This is a genomic window from Pyrobaculum islandicum DSM 4184, assembly GCF_000015205.1.
GTDB classification, from domain to species: domain Archaea; phylum Thermoproteota; class Thermoprotei; order Thermoproteales; family Thermoproteaceae; genus Pyrobaculum; species Pyrobaculum islandicum.
Window position 1 is genome coordinate 589,088 of the sequence record NC_008701.1, and the last position, 16,904, is coordinate 605,991.

General features: G+C 43.4%; 23 protein-coding genes and 1 pseudogene. 17 read left to right on the forward strand and 7 right to left on the reverse strand.

Annotated features, from left to right (window positions below):
* The first annotated feature begins 365 nt into the window (after positions 1-365).
* Both PISL_RS10620 and PISL_RS11515 read left to right on the forward strand, forming a co-directional pair.
* Positions 366-542 (forward strand): hypothetical protein, encoded by a 177-nt coding sequence (locus PISL_RS10620; protein WP_209320006.1) that lies wholly within the window; start codon positions 366-368, stop codon positions 540-542.
* A gap of 27 nt (positions 543-569) precedes the next feature.
* Positions 570-695, forward strand: coding sequence for a hypothetical protein (locus PISL_RS11515; RefSeq protein WP_280531783.1), 126 nt, complete (start codon positions 570-572; stop codon positions 693-695).
* An 86-nt stretch (positions 696-781) separates the two neighbouring features.
* Here PISL_RS11515 and PISL_RS03335 read toward each other — a convergent pair whose 3' ends face one another.
* The 4 genes from PISL_RS03335 to PISL_RS03350 are packed head-to-tail and all read right to left on the reverse strand — an operon-like array spanning position 782 to position 4,182.
* A complete protein-coding gene (locus PISL_RS03335) occupies positions 782-1,819 on the reverse strand; it encodes an electron transfer flavoprotein subunit alpha/FixB family protein (RefSeq protein ID WP_011762399.1) in 1,038 nt (345 codons plus the stop codon).
* A gap of 2 nt (positions 1,820-1,821) precedes the next feature.
* Complete coding sequence (locus tag PISL_RS03340; protein ID WP_011762400.1) at positions 1,822-2,616, reverse strand: electron transfer flavoprotein subunit beta/FixA family protein; 795 nt, start codon at positions 2,614-2,616, stop codon at positions 1,822-1,824.
* A gap of 4 nt (positions 2,617-2,620) precedes the next feature.
* Entirely contained in the window at positions 2,621-2,911 is a 291-nt protein-coding gene (locus PISL_RS03345; protein WP_011762401.1) for a ferredoxin family protein, read from the reverse strand.
* Positions 2,908-4,182: an FAD-dependent oxidoreductase gene (locus tag PISL_RS03350; protein WP_011762402.1), complete on the reverse strand. Its 1,275-nt coding sequence runs from the start codon at positions 4,180-4,182 to the stop codon at positions 2,908-2,910. The genes PISL_RS03345 and PISL_RS03350 overlap by 4 nt, the downstream gene beginning before the upstream one ends.
* 104 nt (positions 4,183-4,286) lie before the next feature.
* Here PISL_RS03350 and PISL_RS03355 point away from each other — a divergent pair, with 104 nt between their 5' ends.
* A complete protein-coding gene (locus PISL_RS03355; RefSeq protein WP_011762403.1) occupies positions 4,287-4,976 on the forward strand; it encodes a molybdenum cofactor biosynthesis protein in 690 nt (229 codons plus the stop codon).
* Here the strand turns inward: PISL_RS03355 and PISL_RS03360 are convergent.
* Positions 4,957-5,340 (reverse strand): hypothetical protein, encoded by a 384-nt coding sequence (locus PISL_RS03360; RefSeq protein WP_011762404.1) that lies wholly within the window; start codon positions 5,338-5,340, stop codon positions 4,957-4,959. The genes PISL_RS03355 and PISL_RS03360 overlap by 20 nt on opposite strands.
* Before the next feature lie 119 nt (positions 5,341-5,459).
* Here PISL_RS03360 and PISL_RS03365 point away from each other — a divergent pair, with 119 nt between their 5' ends.
* The 11 genes from PISL_RS03365 (at position 5,460) to PISL_RS03415 (ending at position 13,202) form a co-directional block, all read left to right on the forward strand.
* Positions 5,460-6,236 carry an ATPase domain-containing protein gene (locus PISL_RS03365; RefSeq protein WP_011762405.1) on the forward strand — a complete coding sequence of 259 codons (777 nt, stop codon included), beginning with the start codon at positions 5,460-5,462 and terminating at the stop codon, positions 6,234-6,236.
* 237 nt (positions 6,237-6,473) lie between these two features.
* Entirely contained in the window at positions 6,474-6,851 is a 378-nt protein-coding gene (locus PISL_RS03370; protein WP_011762406.1) for a hypothetical protein, read from the forward strand.
* Between the two features lie 400 nt (positions 6,852-7,251).
* Complete coding sequence (locus PISL_RS03375; RefSeq protein WP_011762407.1) at positions 7,252-7,473, forward strand: winged helix-turn-helix transcriptional regulator; 222 nt, start codon at positions 7,252-7,254, stop codon at positions 7,471-7,473.
* 67 nt (positions 7,474-7,540) lie between these two features.
* Positions 7,541-7,747 carry a hypothetical protein gene (locus PISL_RS03380; protein WP_011762408.1) on the forward strand — a complete coding sequence of 69 codons (207 nt, stop codon included), beginning with the start codon at positions 7,541-7,543 and terminating at the stop codon, positions 7,745-7,747.
* Between the two features lie 60 nt (positions 7,748-7,807).
* The gene (locus PISL_RS03385) at positions 7,808-8,482 is read left to right on the forward strand and encodes a 30S ribosomal protein S7 (RefSeq protein WP_011762409.1); all 675 of its coding nucleotides are present in this window, start codon (positions 7,808-7,810) and stop codon (positions 8,480-8,482) included.
* 29 nt (positions 8,483-8,511) lie between these two features.
* Positions 8,512-9,501 carry a replication factor C small subunit gene (locus PISL_RS03390; protein WP_011762410.1) on the forward strand — a complete coding sequence of 330 codons (990 nt, stop codon included), beginning with the start codon at positions 8,512-8,514 and terminating at the stop codon, positions 9,499-9,501.
* Positions 9,501-10,772 (forward strand): replication factor C large subunit, encoded by a 1,272-nt coding sequence (locus PISL_RS03395; RefSeq protein WP_011762411.1) that lies wholly within the window; start codon positions 9,501-9,503, stop codon positions 10,770-10,772. Before PISL_RS03390 ends, PISL_RS03395 begins: the two co-directional genes overlap by 1 nt.
* Positions 10,773-10,783: 11 nt before the next feature.
* Positions 10,784-11,053 (forward strand): DUF3195 domain-containing protein, encoded by a 270-nt coding sequence (locus tag PISL_RS11655; protein ID WP_011762412.1) that lies wholly within the window; start codon positions 10,784-10,786, stop codon positions 11,051-11,053.
* Positions 11,054-11,118: 65 nt separating this feature from the next.
* Positions 11,119-12,288 (forward strand): ORC1-type DNA replication protein, encoded by a 1,170-nt coding sequence (locus tag PISL_RS03405; protein ID WP_011762413.1) that lies wholly within the window; start codon positions 11,119-11,121, stop codon positions 12,286-12,288.
* A complete protein-coding gene (locus tag PISL_RS03410) occupies positions 12,285-12,575 on the forward strand; it encodes an ArsR/SmtB family transcription factor (protein WP_011762414.1) in 291 nt (96 codons plus the stop codon). The genes PISL_RS03405 and PISL_RS03410 overlap by 4 nt, the downstream gene beginning before the upstream one ends.
* Positions 12,576-12,599: 24 nt before the next feature.
* Entirely contained in the window at positions 12,600-13,202 is a 603-nt protein-coding gene (locus tag PISL_RS03415) for a restriction endonuclease (protein ID WP_011762415.1), read from the forward strand.
* On the opposite strand, the gene PISL_RS11160 is transcribed toward PISL_RS03415, so the two are convergent.
* Entirely contained in the window at positions 13,155-13,517 is a 363-nt protein-coding gene (locus PISL_RS11160; protein WP_011762416.1) for a hypothetical protein, read from the reverse strand. The two genes, PISL_RS03415 and PISL_RS11160, sit on opposite strands and share 48 nt — an antisense overlap.
* A gap of 436 nt (positions 13,518-13,953) precedes the next feature.
* Here PISL_RS11160 and PISL_RS03425 point away from each other — a divergent pair, with 436 nt between their 5' ends.
* The 3 genes from PISL_RS03425 to PISL_RS03435 all read left to right on the forward strand — a co-directional run bounded on the left by PISL_RS03425 (position 13,954) and on the right by PISL_RS03435 (position 16,603).
* Entirely contained in the window at positions 13,954-15,051 is a 1,098-nt protein-coding gene (locus PISL_RS03425) for an S-methyl-5-thioribose-1-phosphate isomerase (RefSeq protein ID WP_011762417.1), read from the forward strand.
* 107 nt (positions 15,052-15,158) lie between these two features.
* A complete protein-coding gene (locus PISL_RS03430) occupies positions 15,159-15,476 on the forward strand; it encodes a hypothetical protein (RefSeq protein ID WP_011762418.1) in 318 nt (105 codons plus the stop codon).
* Positions 15,473-16,603 carry an RsmB/NOP family class I SAM-dependent RNA methyltransferase gene (locus PISL_RS03435; protein ID WP_011762419.1) on the forward strand — a complete coding sequence of 377 codons (1,131 nt, stop codon included), beginning with the start codon at positions 15,473-15,475 and terminating at the stop codon, positions 16,601-16,603. Before PISL_RS03430 ends, PISL_RS03435 begins: the two co-directional genes overlap by 4 nt.
* Here the strand turns inward: PISL_RS03435 and PISL_RS10630 are convergent.
* Positions 16,603-16,796: pseudogene (locus tag PISL_RS10630) on the reverse strand (zinc ribbon domain-containing protein); the annotation flags it as partial. The gene PISL_RS03435 and the pseudogene PISL_RS10630 overlap by 1 nt on opposite strands.
* Positions 16,797-16,904 lie beyond the last annotated feature (108 nt).

Genomic DNA, 16,904 nt, shown 5'->3' on the forward strand with positions numbered 1-16,904 from the left:
CACCGCGAAGGGGGCATACGCGACAAACTGAAATAATCCCCTTTTCTATATCTCATTTTCTCCGATTTCCTCTCTGTTCACACTTTATCACCTGACTTTCAGCGGCTTTGAAAGTCAGGTGATCCGCTTTTGCCAACACGACTTTCTTCTTCTGAATTCTTTGGGGCATGAGTCGACTAAAGACGGCGGCCTTTACGACTCTGGGCGACGTGTTGACAACGGTGGTCGGACTGCTGTTGGGCGCCGTCGAGCGCCGACGTACCTTGGCTCGCCATCGCAATGGCGATACTGTATGCGACCAAGTGGAGTCATAGAATAGAGAATTGGCGTCGTTAAACACGTTGCGTCGCCGTCGCTAAACTGCCGTGGCGAACAACGTGCTTGTTCTCGCCGGCGTCACAGCTGGGCCCCTACTGCCGTTGCAAGCCATGCTCTTATTGGCAATGCCTATCGTGGCGTTGACAATAGACGCCGTGAGGAGAGTAAAACAAACCAGTTTTCCCACTAGGAATGAGATACGGAAGGAGTCCGTATTCCCCTAGTTTTTCTCTCCCACGCCATATGCGCCCATGAGCCAAATATACAGAACTTTAAAGGTGAAAATACCATGGCGTCTTGTCGAGGAGAGACCAGACGTCCTAGACCTTGTGATGCATGTGCATCTAGCGGTGGAGGAGTATATGAGGGGCCCGTGATTTCATGAGAAACAAATTTTTATAAAGATATTTCTAGGTTAGATGGAGTGATGGTGACCCCGATCGCTGAAAAATGAAGAATGGTATTACTGCTGATTTTTTAACCGCTTTATTTCCTCTATAAGAAGCGGAATAATTTGTTTGTAGTCTCCTACAACTGCATAATCTGCGTTCTCCATAATGGGCGCATGAGGATCTGGGTTTATTGCCACAATGGTTTTTGCTTCCAAAATACCCATTAGATGTTGAATGGCGCCGCTTATACCTACCGCGATATAAAGTCTCGGCCTAATGGTCTTTCCTGTCTGTCCTATCTGCCTTGTGTGGGGGGCCCAGCCTGCACGTACAGCCATAAGTGAAGCGCCTACAGTACCCCCCAGTAGCTTTGCCAGCTCTATGAGGAGTTTAAACCCGTCGGCGGAACCTAGACCTCTGCCCCCCGCCACAACAACATCTGCTGACTCTACAGGAGGTAAATCTGCAACATCTTTCTCAAGTCTCTTCTCTACAGATATGAGGCGGGTCTTTCTAGTAACCTCCACTTTTTCTATGATTATCTCTCCCGTTCTGTTAGTATCACGTGGAGGCTTTGGAAAAACGCCAGGTCTAACACTGGCCATCTGCGGCCTTCTCTGGGGCGTTTTTATAGTAGCTAATTGCGTCCCGCCAAACGTGGGACGTATCTGCATTAGATCACGGGTCTTCGGGTCTATTTCAAGTGCTGTACAGTCGGCGGTTATACCTGTCGTTAAGGTGTTTGCAATATATGCCGCTAACTCTCTTCCGCGTTTTGTAGCACCTATTAAGAAGATCTCTGGCTTATACTTTTGAACGACTGTAGCTATCGCTTCTGCATATTCTTTCGGCGTGTAGATCTTCAACTCTGGGTTGTCTATTATAACCACTTTGTCGGCTCCGTGGTAAATAGCTTCACGTGCCATCTCTTCGGTTCCTGCAACTATTACTCCCCCTACTTCAGCACCGCCGAGCTTTTGTGCAAGATCTCTTGCCTTTCCTAAAAGCTCCAATCCTACGTCCTTAAGCCTATCCCCCTCTCTCTCAAGGTAAACCCAAACGCCCTTATATTCCTCCTTCTTTATTGGAGGCCAAAGTGAGCAAGGCATAGCTACAACACTCCCTCTTGTTTTAATATTTCAATTATTTTCTTCACTACCTCACGTGGCTCTCCCTGTATGACCACTTTCTTCCTAGGTGGATACGTTGCAGGCGCCATGCCAGCCACCATAGTTGGGCTACCGCGGAGACCTACGCAATCTTGCTCAAGATTAAGTTCTTTATTGCTTACTATCTGGATGCGCTCCCTTGCATTAAGCTTACGACTTAGTTTTATCTCTCTAGGTACTTGGGAGCCTTTTAATATGGATATTACCGCGGGCATCTCAACTTCATATACTTCATCTACACCCTCATCTTCTAAAAAGCGTCTGACAATCAATGTCCTTCCCTTTACCTCTGCGTCATATACGTAATAGACATATGGCACCCCTAACCAGCTAGCTGTCTGAGCTCCTATATGTGCCGTAGTACTGTCTATCGTCTCTTCGCCAGCTACAACTAAGTCGTAATCAGGTATGTATTTTTCAATGGTTTTTGCTAATACATATGCAGTGGCCCAGGTGTCAGCTCCTGCAAAAACTCTATCCGACGCCAGTATTGCCCTATCTACTCCCATACCTATTAAGCTCTCTAGAGCGGGGATCCCACTGGGCGGAGCCATAGATAGTGCTATGACCTCGCCTCCATATCTATCTCTCAGTTTTAATGCAAACTCTACCGCATCTCTATCCCATACGTTTACCGTGAGAGGAACCCCCTCTCTTACAAGCGTGCCGGTTTTAGGATCTATCTTTATGGCTGAAGAAAGTGGGACAGCTGCTTTTGTGAGTACTACAATTTTCATAGCCTCACGTAAATCTGTACCATATTCCCATTCCTGAACGTGGATAGTTCCACTCTATGTTATTGTATGGGCAAACAACACGACATGTTCCACACTCTACACAAGCCTCTGTGCTTAAGACTACATAGTCGCCTTGTTGAACATAACATTTCGCTGGACACATGTAGGTGCAAGGCTTTTTTTCACATTTTCTACACTGTTCAAGATCCTTGATCTTTATATGTGGCCTATGTATGTCTACGTCCCAGGCGTTTGCGTTTAGCCTCTCCTCTATTGTAAAGTACTTTAGACTCATAGACTTTTCGCCATTCTTAGCATATTTATCATTAATTTTACTAGGTTTACCTTAGTCTTTTTCGACGCATCGCGTAGTGCCTCAAATAGTGTCCTATGGTTTTCGTCTACGTTGAAATACTTATGTGCCGTCTCTGTCGACAACAGTGTTAAATCTCTAAAAAGGGTTTCGTCGCTTAACAATCTGTCAGCCTTCCTATATTTCTCAAGCTGCGGCAGTATGAAGCTATTCCTTAGCTTCTTCTCATATATTGATAAATCCTCTGCAGAAGGACTACGTGCCTCCCGTATAGCCTCTGCCGCGAGAACGCCAGAGGCTATGGCAAAGTCCACCCCTCTGATTAATACCCCTGTGTGTAGCAAGAACCCGGCGGCATCTCCCACTATCAATAACCCATCATAATAGAGACGTGGAGGAGGCATGTTGATACCCGCCACTGGTGTCATGTGTCCTCCATACTCCTGAAGAGTAGCGCCTTTAACTAAAGGCGCTATATACGGATGTAATCTAAGCCTCTCAGCTAAGTCGTACACTGGCGTTTTTAACTTTGACCAATTTCTTAGATAAACAACGACACCAAGTGCAAGAGAGTCCTTATATGTGTATATAAACCCGCCGCCAGGCAGGTATTCGGTGGGATAGCCAGCGATAGCCCACGCAAGCCCCTCATCTTCGCCTAAGCCAAGCCTTTCTTCAAGAGTTTTCTTGTTTTCAAATTTTAACACCTCCTTAACGCCGACTGCCACGACCTCTGGCTCTAGCTTTCTAACTATCCCAGCCCTCTCAAGAAGAAGCCTATTAACGCCCTCTGCGTCTATAACATAGTCTGCGTGTAGCGTATCAGAACCAGATTGAACCCCTATAAATCTGCCTTTGTCATCTTTTACAAGTCTGTCTACTGTAATCTCTGTTACTATTTTTGCTCCAGCATTTTGCGCTAATTTAGCCATCCAGGAGACGAAAGAAACAAGCGGCACAATAAAGCTTGTCTTTTCTTTTTCTACGATTGAAAACTCGAGCGTTAGTGCTTTATCATCTGTGAGAAATGTAACACGCTCTTTTCTAACCCACCTATCAACTGGCGCATCTTTACGAAATTCCGGTAGATATTTATCGAGCCAATAGGCGTATATACGGCCGCCGTAGAGCTCCTTAGCTCCCGGCTCTCTGCCCCTTTCTAATACTACTACTTTAAAACCGGCAGATGCCAATTTATAAGCCGCGGCTAATCCTGCGGGACCAGCCCCCACTATGGCTACGTCGAATTTCATGACGTGCAACTTTTACCCAATAAATATATATGTGGTTCGTCTCTGCGCGAATTTTTATTCCTAACATAAGATGAACGTTTTAAAACGGATAATGACGTAACTCTATGCGTATAGTTATAAAATACTTTTCTGTATTAAGAGATATAACGGGGAAGATACGTGAAGAGCTAGATCTAAAAAACGGTACGTCAATGTCGCAATTGATCGAATGGTTTTTTAAGACATATCCCAAGGCAGAGGTTTTTAGAGAAGAGCTTTTGATACTAGTCAACGGCCGTACTGTTGACAATAACTATATACTAAAGGATGGTGATGAAGTTGCATTTATGCCTCCGGTAAGCGGCGGCGGAAAAATCATACAGGGCTCTCTGGATTTAAACCGTGAAGTGGCGGACATCATAGGAAAAACTGCACTGCAAGGCGGTGGCGGCGTGGTGATTTTTGTAGGCTATGTCAAAGGTAAGGTAAACGGCGCTTGGGTAAACACACTAGAGTATGAGGCATATGAACCATATGCATCGTTTAAGATAGATGAGATAGAAAAATGGGCTAGAGAGCAAGAGGGTGTTCTTGATGTAAGAATCTACCACGTGGTTGGTTCGCTTAAGCCAGGGGATACCACTATATATGTTTTTGTTTCTGCTATAAACCGCGATATAGCTTTTAAAGTCGCCCGAGAAGCGCTAGAGAGAGTAAAGCATGAAGTGCCAATATTTAAACTCGAACGTAGAGACGACGGCGAATTTTGGGTTCTGGGTGATGGTAAAAGAGTGCCTAGAAGTCCTCAATCTTGAAGGGAGACTCTTCCACATCGACAAAACCTTCTATCTCTGACACATATTGGTTTTGTTTCACTTTAATTACTATGTTTATGGCGTAGCCGCTTTTAGTCACTACAGTGGTTTTTCCGTGGTCAAATTCTATGTCAATAACTTGCTCGCCGACCTCTTCTAGTTGTCTAGCAACACGGCTTAAGAGACTCCATAGGAAAGAGAGAGCAATATGGATACCTCCGGCTCTTACCTCTACGGGTCTTATTAACGCTTCTGAGAAAAAATTCCCTATCTCTCTGCCTATGTCAGAACTTGTAGATTCTATCAACATGTATACACGTAGCTTATTTAGACTCCTCACTTTTTCCTCAAGTACGTTCACCACTTAGATGTGCAGCATCTGTATTTAAAATAGAGCTGTCAATAAAACAATGCCCTCTTTAGAGCGCCAAGCAAAGCTATATACAGGACGTTGAGTATTTAAACAAGTTGGTAATAAGTGTCGTGGGCGAGTCACATCTTTACTATGAAACTACACCCACAGGAATTGAGGGGCTTGATGTTACAATAGGGGGCGGATTTATTAGGGGCAGAACGTATTTGATCTCTGGCGAAACAGGGACGGCCAAAACTTTAACCGCACTCACGTTTCTCATACAAGGTGCGTTAAAATATGGGGAACCTGGCATATATATATCCGTAGATGAGACATACGAGCAATTTGTAGAAGGCGCTAGGAGATTCGGATGGGATATTGAAGAACTAAGAGCTAAAGGACTTATCGAGGTTTTAGTGCCGGAGATGGATATTGTAGAGCGTATTAGAGAGAAAGATCCGACCGCGATTGCCAAGTCGCTAGTTGCATCTATTCGTGAATACGTCGTTGCACTAAACGCCCAGAGACTGGTTATTGACCCTATTGCGCCGCTTGTCTCGCTTGACAAAGATGTACAAGTACTTAGGGAATATATCAGGGTATTAGTTATGAGCATAGAGAGAGAGATAGGGACAACCAATATCATTACTACCGAAATACCCTCTGGTTCTGGCGCAATAAGTAGGTATGGAGTTGAGGAGTTTCTAGCGACGGGAGTGTTTATAATGGGTATAGCGAAAACTCGTGACGGAAATTTCAAGAGGGTAATGTTTATAAGAAAAATGCGGTGGAGTCCTGTCCACCCGGGGATTTATGAAATAGAGATTGTCCCAAAAATTGGCGTTGTGGTAAAAGGCCAAGTTAAAGAGCCTCTAGTCCCGGTCACCTACTTACCAACTCTATAATCGCCATTTCACTCTAATTGTCCAATGGACAATTATAATACACATTTCACATGAAGAGCCTATGTCTGACATTAAAAACCCCGCCCAAGAGACTACGGTTATAATATCAGAGGGGTTCGTATCTTCACCACTTGTCATAATATCCCGTCTTCATCATAACTCACAACCCCTGAATATAAACTCTATTCAAAGAGCCAAATAAAGCTTCCCCCAATATTACACTTGTCTTCTAAATCTATGGGTAATGACGATATAGCTCTGTTACTATACGTATACGTGTCTGAGGTGCCCGTGTTGTTAATACGTCGGAGAGGCTTAGTGGTAAGAAAGACATTGATTAAACATAACAACGCCATAATAGGTGAGTATATATATGTGAGACGTGGCTTGTTTGAGGCAGAGGCTGAATATGATCTAGAAGATGGCGTATTGTATTACTTACAGATCTGTTGGTTTAATAGATGCATCACGTGGTTTGAAGGCGAGCCTGACAAAATGCCTCCTCTACCTCTTTTAGAGAGAGCCCGTAAGTTCTTTGGAGAACTGGCAAAATTTTCACAAGCTGCAGAAGCTGCGCTAAAGCTCCTATTTCTCTCCAAGTCTCGGCTATTCTAGGAGGACTGTCTACAGAAACGTCTTGTGGCTATAATCACAGACGTCTAACCTCAAATCGTTAAGGCCTAGGGCTAAAGACGTCTCTTGTAATATGAGGAAATCCAACCAAGTGTGGTATGTAGGGCGTTCGCTAAGTAGTATGTGGCTGCATGAAGCCACAGCCAGAGGTTGGGGGGACGTATCTACATAGGGTTTATCATAGTTCTGTGCATAACTGTCGTCAACCTGATCACACAGACAGAACGGAGAAAGGTGTACGATAACTATATTAATCCTGTTATGGCTCTCATAACGGTTTGCCTCATTTATAGCCGCTCTTCACCGCTCCGATCCTCTGACCGCATTCATCGGCGGTTACAATTTTTACGAAAGATATAAATATCTATATGTTAAGCAACATATGCGCGATATTACTGCAAATAAACTTGCAGAACAGATTATAAATTTGCTAAGAGAATACGGTGAACTAAGTAGTGCAGATATAGCTAAAATACTTGGCGTAAACAGACGCTCTGTAACTGCTATATTAGCTAGGTTAAGAAGAGAAGGTATAGTTGAATATCTAGGTTATTGTTTTGGAGGTCATAGGTGCAATACTAAATGGAGACTTAAAATGAATTAGTTACAATTTACCCCTACTAGTCACAAACATAAGTGAAATTAATATAACATTATGGCGTTTTATTTACGTGGGCCTGTGTACTGTTGCATGGCGCGGAGAAAAGTATCGAATAGAGTGTTCACCTTCTTCTTTACTAAGCATAGCTACAAAAATAGCGGAAATAGAACATATACCATATCTAGAGGTATATAGGGGGTTAGTAAACAGTCTGGAAGATATGTATAGAAACACAAAGCGTAAGATTGATATGCTTCTCTCTGAAAAACAAATCTAAGATTATTAGCCATATCGCTTATTCAAAAGTTTTTAAACTAGGTAATTCATTGGCGATGGTATGTCGACTGGCATCTTTGGCGAACAACTTCCAAAACATACTAAGATTGAGTATATAGGCGACGTACCCATCATAGAGGAATGCCCCCGTGACATAAAAACTCTCAACGGCGAACCTGTGCTGTTGTTTGGAAAGTGGAGTTTTGAAAATGTCGTAGTGAAAGACCCGGGCTTACGAAGGTATATCTGTCTAAAGCCGGTGCTATTGCCTCACACAGAGGGGCGCTACCAGAAGCATAGGTTTGGAAAGGCTAGAATACCTATCGTCGAACGTCTTATAAACCTAATGATGAGACCTGGACGTAATACTGGCAAAAAACATAAAGCTTATAATATTGTTAAGAGAGCTTTTGATATCATTTATTATAAAACTGGACAGAATCCTATCCAAGTATTGGTAGATGCTATAATTAACGTAGCGCCTAGAGAGGAAGTTACGAGAATAATCATGGGCGGTATTGCTTACACAGTTTCTGTAGATGTCTCACCACAGAGAAGACTAGATCTTGCCCTCCGTTGGATTACCGAAGGTGCAAGGACGTGCTCCTTCAATAATCCAAAACCTATAGAGGAGTGTCTTGCAGACGAAATTATTGCAGCGGCATCAAACGACCCCAGAAGTTACGCAGTTAGAAAGCGCGAAGAGCTTGAACGTATTGCCGCTGCCTCGCGCTAACTGTTTTTAACCACTATATACATAAGACCATGGCCGAGTTGTTTTGGTTTGAGAAGTATCGTCCTCGTTCGTTTGATGAGGTGGTTGATTTGGAGGAGGTTAAGAGCCGGCTTAGGGAGTTTGTGAAGAGTGGTAATATGCCGCATCTCCTCTTCTACGGCCCTCCTGGCACTGGGAAGACTACCATGGCTCTTGTCTTGGCGAGAGAGCTCTACGGCGAGTATTGGCGTGAGAATACGCTAGAGCTCAACGCCTCAGATGAGAGAGGTATAAACGTAATCCGGGAGAGAGTAAAGGAATTCGCCCGCACAGCCCCAGTAGGCAAAGCCCCCTTCAAACTAGTCATACTAGACGAAGCAGACAACATGACAAGCGACGCACAACAAGCACTAAGAAGAATAATGGAAATATACGCACAAAACACAAGATTCATACTACTGGCAAACTACGTCTCACGTATCATAGACCCCATAATTTCAAGATGTGCAGTATTTAGATTTTCTCCAATGCCGCGACATTTAATGGCAGAGAGACTTAAGTATATCGCCAAGAGCGAGGGCGTAGAAGTTAAAGAAGATGCCATAGATTTGATATATGAGCTTTCTGAGGGAGATATGCGCAAAGCTATAAACATATTACAAGTAGCTGCAGCAACAAATAAGATAGTTGATAGAAATGTGGTTGCCGCTGCAGCTGCCGCCATCAGACCTACCGATATAGTGGAACTCTTTAATTTAGCGCTTAGCGGCGATTATTTAAAGGCACGTGAAAAGATGAGAGAGCTTATGTACGTCAAGGGCGTAGCTGGTGTAGATTTCATTAGAGCGTTTCAGAGAGAGCTTATCCGTATGTCTCTAGACGATGAAACAAAGGCAGAGGTAGCAGAGCTTTTAGCCGATGTTGACTATAGATTAACACAAGGCGCCGACGAGGAAATCCAATTATCATATTTCCTCGCCAAGCTTGGCTCTATAGGTAAAAAAATAAGGGCCGCAAGCCTCCCGCCTAAAAAGAGGTAATGGCAATTCCTTGGGTTGAAAAATACCGACCGAAGACGTTTGAGGAAATTGTAAACCAAGAGGAGGCAAAATATACGCTAGCCTCCTGGATATGTGCTAAATTCAAAGCCCCTAGAGAATTCTGCACACGGTGGGCTAAGAAGAAAGATAAAGAAATTGTTGAGGCCAAAGCGGTTCTACTCGCTGGCCCCCCTGGCATTGGAAAGACGACCATTGTCCACGCGTTAGCTAGAGAAATTAAGTACGAACTTATAGAGCTTAATGCCAGCGACGTAAGAACTGGCGAAAGAATTAAACAGGTGGTGGGGAGGGGGTTAAGAGAGGCCTCTCTCTTTGGCTATGAAGGCAAACTAGTTCTCTTTGACGAAGTAGATGGGCTCCATGTAAAAGAGGATCTAGGCGGACTTGAGACGATAGTCGAAATCATAGAGATCGCAAAAGTGCCCGTGATAATGACTGCAAATAATCCTTATGATCCCAAATTTAGACCTCTGAGAGATATAGCATTGGTTATAAATTTAAAACGGCTTTCGGAGGATGATGTAGTAGAAGTACTTAGGAGAATATGTGCCAACGAGGGGGCTAAATGTGAAGAAGAGGCCTTGAGGAGCATAGCTAAATCTTCCCTCGGCGATTTAAGAGCTGCAATAAACGACCTACAGATGTATTTATCAAGTGGGAAAAAGATACTTACGGTAGACGATATAAAACGGGTTGGCGAGCGAAACCCGCAGCTGTCGATGTTTGAAATTCTCGATAGGGTATATAGAGCGAGATGGTTCGATGAAGCACGCGCAATCTCCTTTAACCCCTCTTTTGATTGGGAACAGTATTTCTTGTGGGCCCTTGAGACAATACCAACAGTATATAAAGACCTCGAACTTATGGCTATTGCATACGACAGGCTTAGTAAAGCCGACATGTTTCTCGGAAGGATTAAAAAAACACAAGAATGGGAGCTTCTGCCATACGCTTTGGAGCTCTCTCTAGGCGGCATATCTCAAGTAAAAAATAAGCCAAGACTACCGCCATTTATTAAGTATGGGTTCCCACAAAGACTTTTACTACTTGCTAAATCTAAGGAGGCAAGAAGACGACGAGAAGCTTTAGTAGAGTATCTTGCACAAAATTTACACGTCTCTAAGTCTTTCGTCAAGTCAGAACTCATATATGTTCTTTCGGCCATAGCAAAAAAAGACCATAGCATAATAGATAGATTAAGTAAGGCGTTGGGGATAAATGCGCTAGACATAAAGAATTTGCTACTTTAAAAAGTCTTGAGATGCGTAAAGCTGTTATTATACATACCGTACCTAAAAAAGAAGCTATAGTTGCGAGAGATCTATGCGATTGTTTATATTACTATGATCAGGAGGTAGTATGTAAAGTAGTTACCGTAGGTAGAGTATATATTTATACACATGTAGAATATCTAGACTATTGTATAAATATGAAATATTTCAGATCACTAATTAAAAAAGTAGAATATAGTGGAGACGTATCACAGCCTTATTTAAAAAGCCTGAGAGACGGTGTTAACAAAAACTTTTAGTATGCTCCTCTATATTGAGTCATATGTAGTCTGAAAGTATTTAAATAAGCCCCGTTTATATCAACATGGGTATTATCATTAATGAGACTGTGTTCTCGCCAAGCTACGTACCTCCCAAACTTCCACATAGAGAACAACAACTTCAACAGCTAGATGAAATGCTTAGCAACTGGCTCAGAAACCCCGGCAACTACTATCCCAGAGTAACTCTCTTGGGCAGGCCTGGCACAGGAAAAACTGTAACGATACGTAAATTATGGGAGTTGCGGCAAAACGAGGCGGTAGCACGTTTTGTATACATAAATGGATTTCTATATCGAAATTTTACAACTATAATAGGCGAAATTGCTAAATCGCTCAACATCCCATTTCCAAGACGTGGGCTAAGCCGTGACGAATTTTTAGCACTTTTAATAGAACACCTACGTGAAAGAGATTTATATCTTCTGTTGGTCTTAGACGACGCCTTTAATTTTACACCAGATATACTATCTACATTCATAAGGCTTGGACAAGAGACTGATAAACTAGGCGCATTTAGAATTGCCCTAGCCGTTGTAGGCCATAGCGACACTATACTCAACAGCCTAGACCCGTCTACCCGAGGAATCATGGGCAAATCTATCATACGTTTTACACCATATACTAAAGACCAAATCTTTGATATTTTATACGAGAGGGCACAATTAGGACTTGCCAAGGGGTCCTACAGCGAGGAGATAATTCAGATGATAGCCGATATAACTGGTGCCCAAAGCCACCTAGATACTAGCAGAGGAGATGCGAGGTTGGCAATCGATATACTTTACCGTGCTGCACATATTGCTCAGCAAAGCGGCAGAAGACAGATAATGCCAGAAGATGTGAGAAAGTCGTCTAAAGAGGTATTATTTGGCGTTTCAGAAGAAGTTTTACAAGGGCTGCCGCTCCACGAGAAAATTTTCCTACTAGCTATTGTTAGAACGCTTAAGTCAACACGCGCCCCATATGTAACTTTCGGAGAAGCAGAAGAAGTTTATAAAATGATATGTGAAGAATATAGAGAAAGACCTAGAGTACATAGCCAACTATGGACATACCTTGGGGATTTAAAAGAAAAGGGAATAATTGAGACGAGACAGAACAAAAAAGGCGAGGGGGTGCGCGGGCGTACTACGTTGATATCCATAGGCACAGAGCCTTTAGAGACTCTAGAAGCAGTTCTCGTACGGATGATAAACGAGGAACTTAGATGATAGAGAAGATCCTCGGCTCCCCGCTCCGCATACGCATAATTCTGGCCCTCTGGGAAATGGGCGAAATAAATGCCACAGAACTGGCAAAGCGGTTAGAGACAAATTATAGCCAGTTAATCTCCCACATAAAGCTTTTAGCTAGTTATGGATTAGTTGAAGAGAGACGAATAGGTCGTATTAGGCTAGTAAAATTACGGAACTCAGAACTTGTCAAAATGTTGGTAAATGCATTAAAACAAGCCGATGAGAGTATAAAAAGAGGTAAAGCCGATGTAACATATGAATAAAAAGAGACAATACTCATAGGCAACATGGGGGCGCGTTTTGAGCGTTATGTTGTAGATTTACTTCCAGCATTAGGCCTTATACCAAAAACTACACGCTATAAGATATATCGCAATGGAGTAGAAGTTGGAGAAATCGACATACTTGCTACAGACGAAAACGGCAATACTTACGCCATAGAGGTAAAGGCTGGCAGAGTAGATATTAGCGGGATACGGCAAGCCTATATAAATGCAAAATTAATTGGCGCAAAACCTCTTATTATAGCGCGAGGATATGCCGACGAAAACGCACGACAACTTGCAAAAGAATTGGGCGTAGAGGTCGTCCTTCTACCCGATTACGTATTTCTCTCAATAGATGATTTATATACCGTATTTACAAATGCTTTTGCGAGATTCTTAACCACAGTTGTTACGACCGCTACAGCCCTTGAGAGACACGAAATAGAGGCGATAAAAAACTGTCCAGACATCCAGTGTCTTTGTGAGAAAATAAACTGTGATAACCTATTCAACAAAATACCAAGAGAAGCGAGAAATTACGAACTACTGACTACAGTTGTCAGACTAATAACGCATCTACCGAAGCTTTGTAAGTTGCTTAATTACGGCTACTCCCCCCTCTAAAATTATCATTGCAAAAATCTTGGACGTCGTCTCTCGCCGGAGTTTACAACCTGTACTAGCTTTCGTCAAGTGAGAGTTGGTGTTGTTGGTCGCCATCAAGGCTGTTGTTATAAGCAATGCGTTCATCCCCGGCATTGTAGACACGGCCCTGGCGTCGCTCCACGTGTTGTCAATCACGACCGTGTCCACGGGGATCCCGACCTTTGTGACAAGTTTGAGCATATAGCTCATTCTCTCGGGCATGGCCTCGCCGAAATCCCTCACCACGTCCTCTTCCAGCCTCTGGTAGAGCTCAAAGATCTCATAGCCTGGCATCAGGTAGAGGACAGGGATATCTTATGGACATAGGGCGGGTCACCCCTTAGGAAGGGCGCCAGCCGTCCGGGCCTCCTAGGCGCTCTAAAGAGTTTCGAAGATGCTCCTTAAGATAGGACAGTCCATACCATTGCGCCAACTCTTTCAGTCTCTTTCTCATCTGTCTAACGTCGTAGAGGGTTGCGGCCGAGACGTTTTGTGTTCATTGTTCCCAAAACGAAGACCAGAAAACGAGAAATGCATAACCTTGACAATCGGAGACGTTGAACGTCAAGTTATGCTTTTCTCTCGCTTTTAAAACTCGCCGTTGGTCGAGATATGGACGGCGAACTTATTGCAACGCTTCTGTCTGTGACGCTCTACGTTGTCGTGACGGTTACGGTGGTCTACTTCAGTTGGCAATAATAAAGATATTTACTATTATAGTTTTCCGCCTATGGAGAAACTAGTGGAGGAACTGAAAAGGAAGTTTAGACCAAAGATTAAGCCAATAGAGTGGAAAGGTGACAAGTTAGTACTACTAGACCAGAGATTTCTGCCATTTGAAACCAGATATTTCGAAGCAAGAACCGTCGCCGATGTCGCTGAAGCTATACGCAACATGGTAGTTAGAGGTGCACCTGCCATTGGCATAACGGCGGCATTTGGGATGGTTCTCTCGCTAGTTGAGAAAAAGCCCAGGACAGTAGAGGAGGCGTTAAACACGCTCACGTCAGCAAAGGAGACACTAGCTAAAACCAGACCCACAGCTGTCAATCTCTTCTGGGCACTTGAACGTATGTATAACAAAGCAACAGAAATAGCTACATCAACGGCAACAGTAGACGAGCTTAAATCCGCCCTAGAGGAGGAAGCCAAAAGAATTTTCGAAGAAGAACTCGATGCCGAAATCAGGATAGGGCTTTACGGCGCCGAGCTTTTAGAAAATGGTGACACAGTGCTTACGATTTGCAATGCAGGAGGACTTGCGACAGGAACCGGCTTAGGTACTGCAACTGCCCCTATCTATGTCTCTATGATGTTAGGAAAACAGGTATCCGTAGTTGCGCCAGAGACTAGGCCTTGGCAACAAGGCGCCAGACTTACGGTGTATGAGCTTATTCAAAACGGCGTGCCGACAAAACTCATAGCTGATACAGCCGTGGGTCTTGTAATGCTTAAGCGCCTTGTGAATATCGTCATGGTCGGCGCAGACCGCATACTTTTAGACGGCCATGTATACAACAAAATAGGTACGCTCAATGAGGCCGTACTTGCTCATGAATTTGGAATTCCATTTTACGTACTAGCGCCGACAAGTACAATAGATCCAAAAAGTAGAGTAGAAGACGTCGAGATAGAGGAGAGAGATCCAGATGAGGTACGTACAGCTAGATCTAACCAAGGCATAGTATATGTCACATTAAAAGAAGTCCCTGTCTACAACCCAGTATTTGACGTCACACCGCCTAAGTATATCACTGGGATCATTACAGAAAAAGGCGTAGCGACACAGCCGTTATATAAAAACCTTCGCAAATTGTTGAATATGTAATATAAAAATGGCGAAAAGATACGCCTATAGTATTTTAAAGTACAGCCTTCGTAAATATACTGTACAAATGTGATAAAATTTTTAAATAATGCAAATCCTATATCGCAATGCGATTCGAGATCCTAGAAAAAAGACTTGTCGAAGCTTTAATTCTTCTTCTAATTAACGCAAGAGGGAAAGTAGTAAGTATAAAAGCAACGTCATTAGCAAAATTGGCGGGACTAGGCTCCGACCATAGTGCTATTTTAAAGACAGCAAGATTCCTACAAAAATTATCAAGATATAAATTTTTATCAACAGAACATCAATCAAAGAGAAATAAGACATATAGATATATTTTAAAAGCCGATGACGAACTGTGGCAACTGGTTCGTAGAGATCCCGAAAGAGCAAAGGAAATTCTCATAAAAATACTACATGAATGAACCTATACGGTATAGAAATAGATTATGGGCTCTATAAACACTTTCTCGAATATCTCTCCGATAACGAAATAGATGCGCTTTTTCACTCTGTCACAAAGCCCCCCTCTAGATATTATATAAGGGTAAATACTACAAAGATAAGCCGTAGAGACTTAATGAAGAGATTAAACTCCAGGGGAGTTCAGGCATACCCGGACGAACATTTTGACGATGCCCTATGGCTTCCTGTAGAGGGGCCTTTTGACATACCGACAGCCAGGAAACAAGTCATAGTTGATAAAAAAGCTGCAGAAAGCGTAATGCTAGGTGCGGATCTTTACGCACCTGGTATCGTAAAGACAGATCACGTCAAGGAAGGCGACGAAGTAAATATAGTGTCAGACAACGGCGTAGTCGTTGCCTTTGGAACTGCTGTTGTAGATAGTGATGAAATCTTAAAGACCCGGAGGGGGTTGTATATAAAGGTAGAGAAATCTCTTTACAAAGCACCAAAGATAAGGGACTTACCTGAGTATAAAGAAGGCTTGTTGTATAGCCAAAGTCTTCCGGCAATAGCTGTGGGACATGTGGCAAAGAGGGCAAGAGCTTCTACAGCGGTAGATCTCAACGCTGCGCCAGGCGGAAAGGCTACACATTTAGCTCAGATAGGGCTACGTATAATAGCTGTAGATAGATCTTGGCCAAAAATAGAGAAGCTAAAAGAAGAGGTTAAGAGACTAGGTCTAGCCGATAGAATTGACGTCGTTTTACATGACAGTAGATATTTAGATAGAGACTTTCCCCGCTTGGCGGCCGATTTGGCTCTAGTAGACCCGCCTTGTACAGACATAGGGGTGCGCCCCAAGATTTATCATAAGGTGACTATAGAGATGGCTAAGACGTTATCTAGATATCAGATCCAGTTTCTCAAGACAGCACTTAAGATAGCACCGACGGTCATATACTCCACCTGCACACTTACGTATATAGAAAATGAGGATGTTATAAGGAAAGTAGGCGCAGAGCCCGTTGATACAGGATTAGAAATAGGCGCCCCTGGGTGGGGATGTCCAGAATGTAGAAGATTCTTACCTCACATACATAATACGCCTGGTTTCTTCATTGCGCTTTTACGCCGCCGGCGTTAGTCTCTAGTCAATATAGCGTCTAGCTCCTCAGTCGTGAGTTTCGGCTCGTCTTGTCTCGTCACTTCCTTTAACAGTCTTCTCACATACTCCTCTACGGCCAAGTACATCCTCGTCACAAGGTTTAGGACGTGGGTCTCTCTTCCACAAACCGCCACGGTATCGTTACTTTCAGCATCCTGTACGTTTGGTTCATAGGCGCATGTGGTGTAGAGAAGAAAAGCTAGGAGAGTACGGACTCCTTCCGTATCTCATTCCTAGTGGGAAAACTGGTTTGTTTTACTCTCCTCACGGCGTCTAGTAT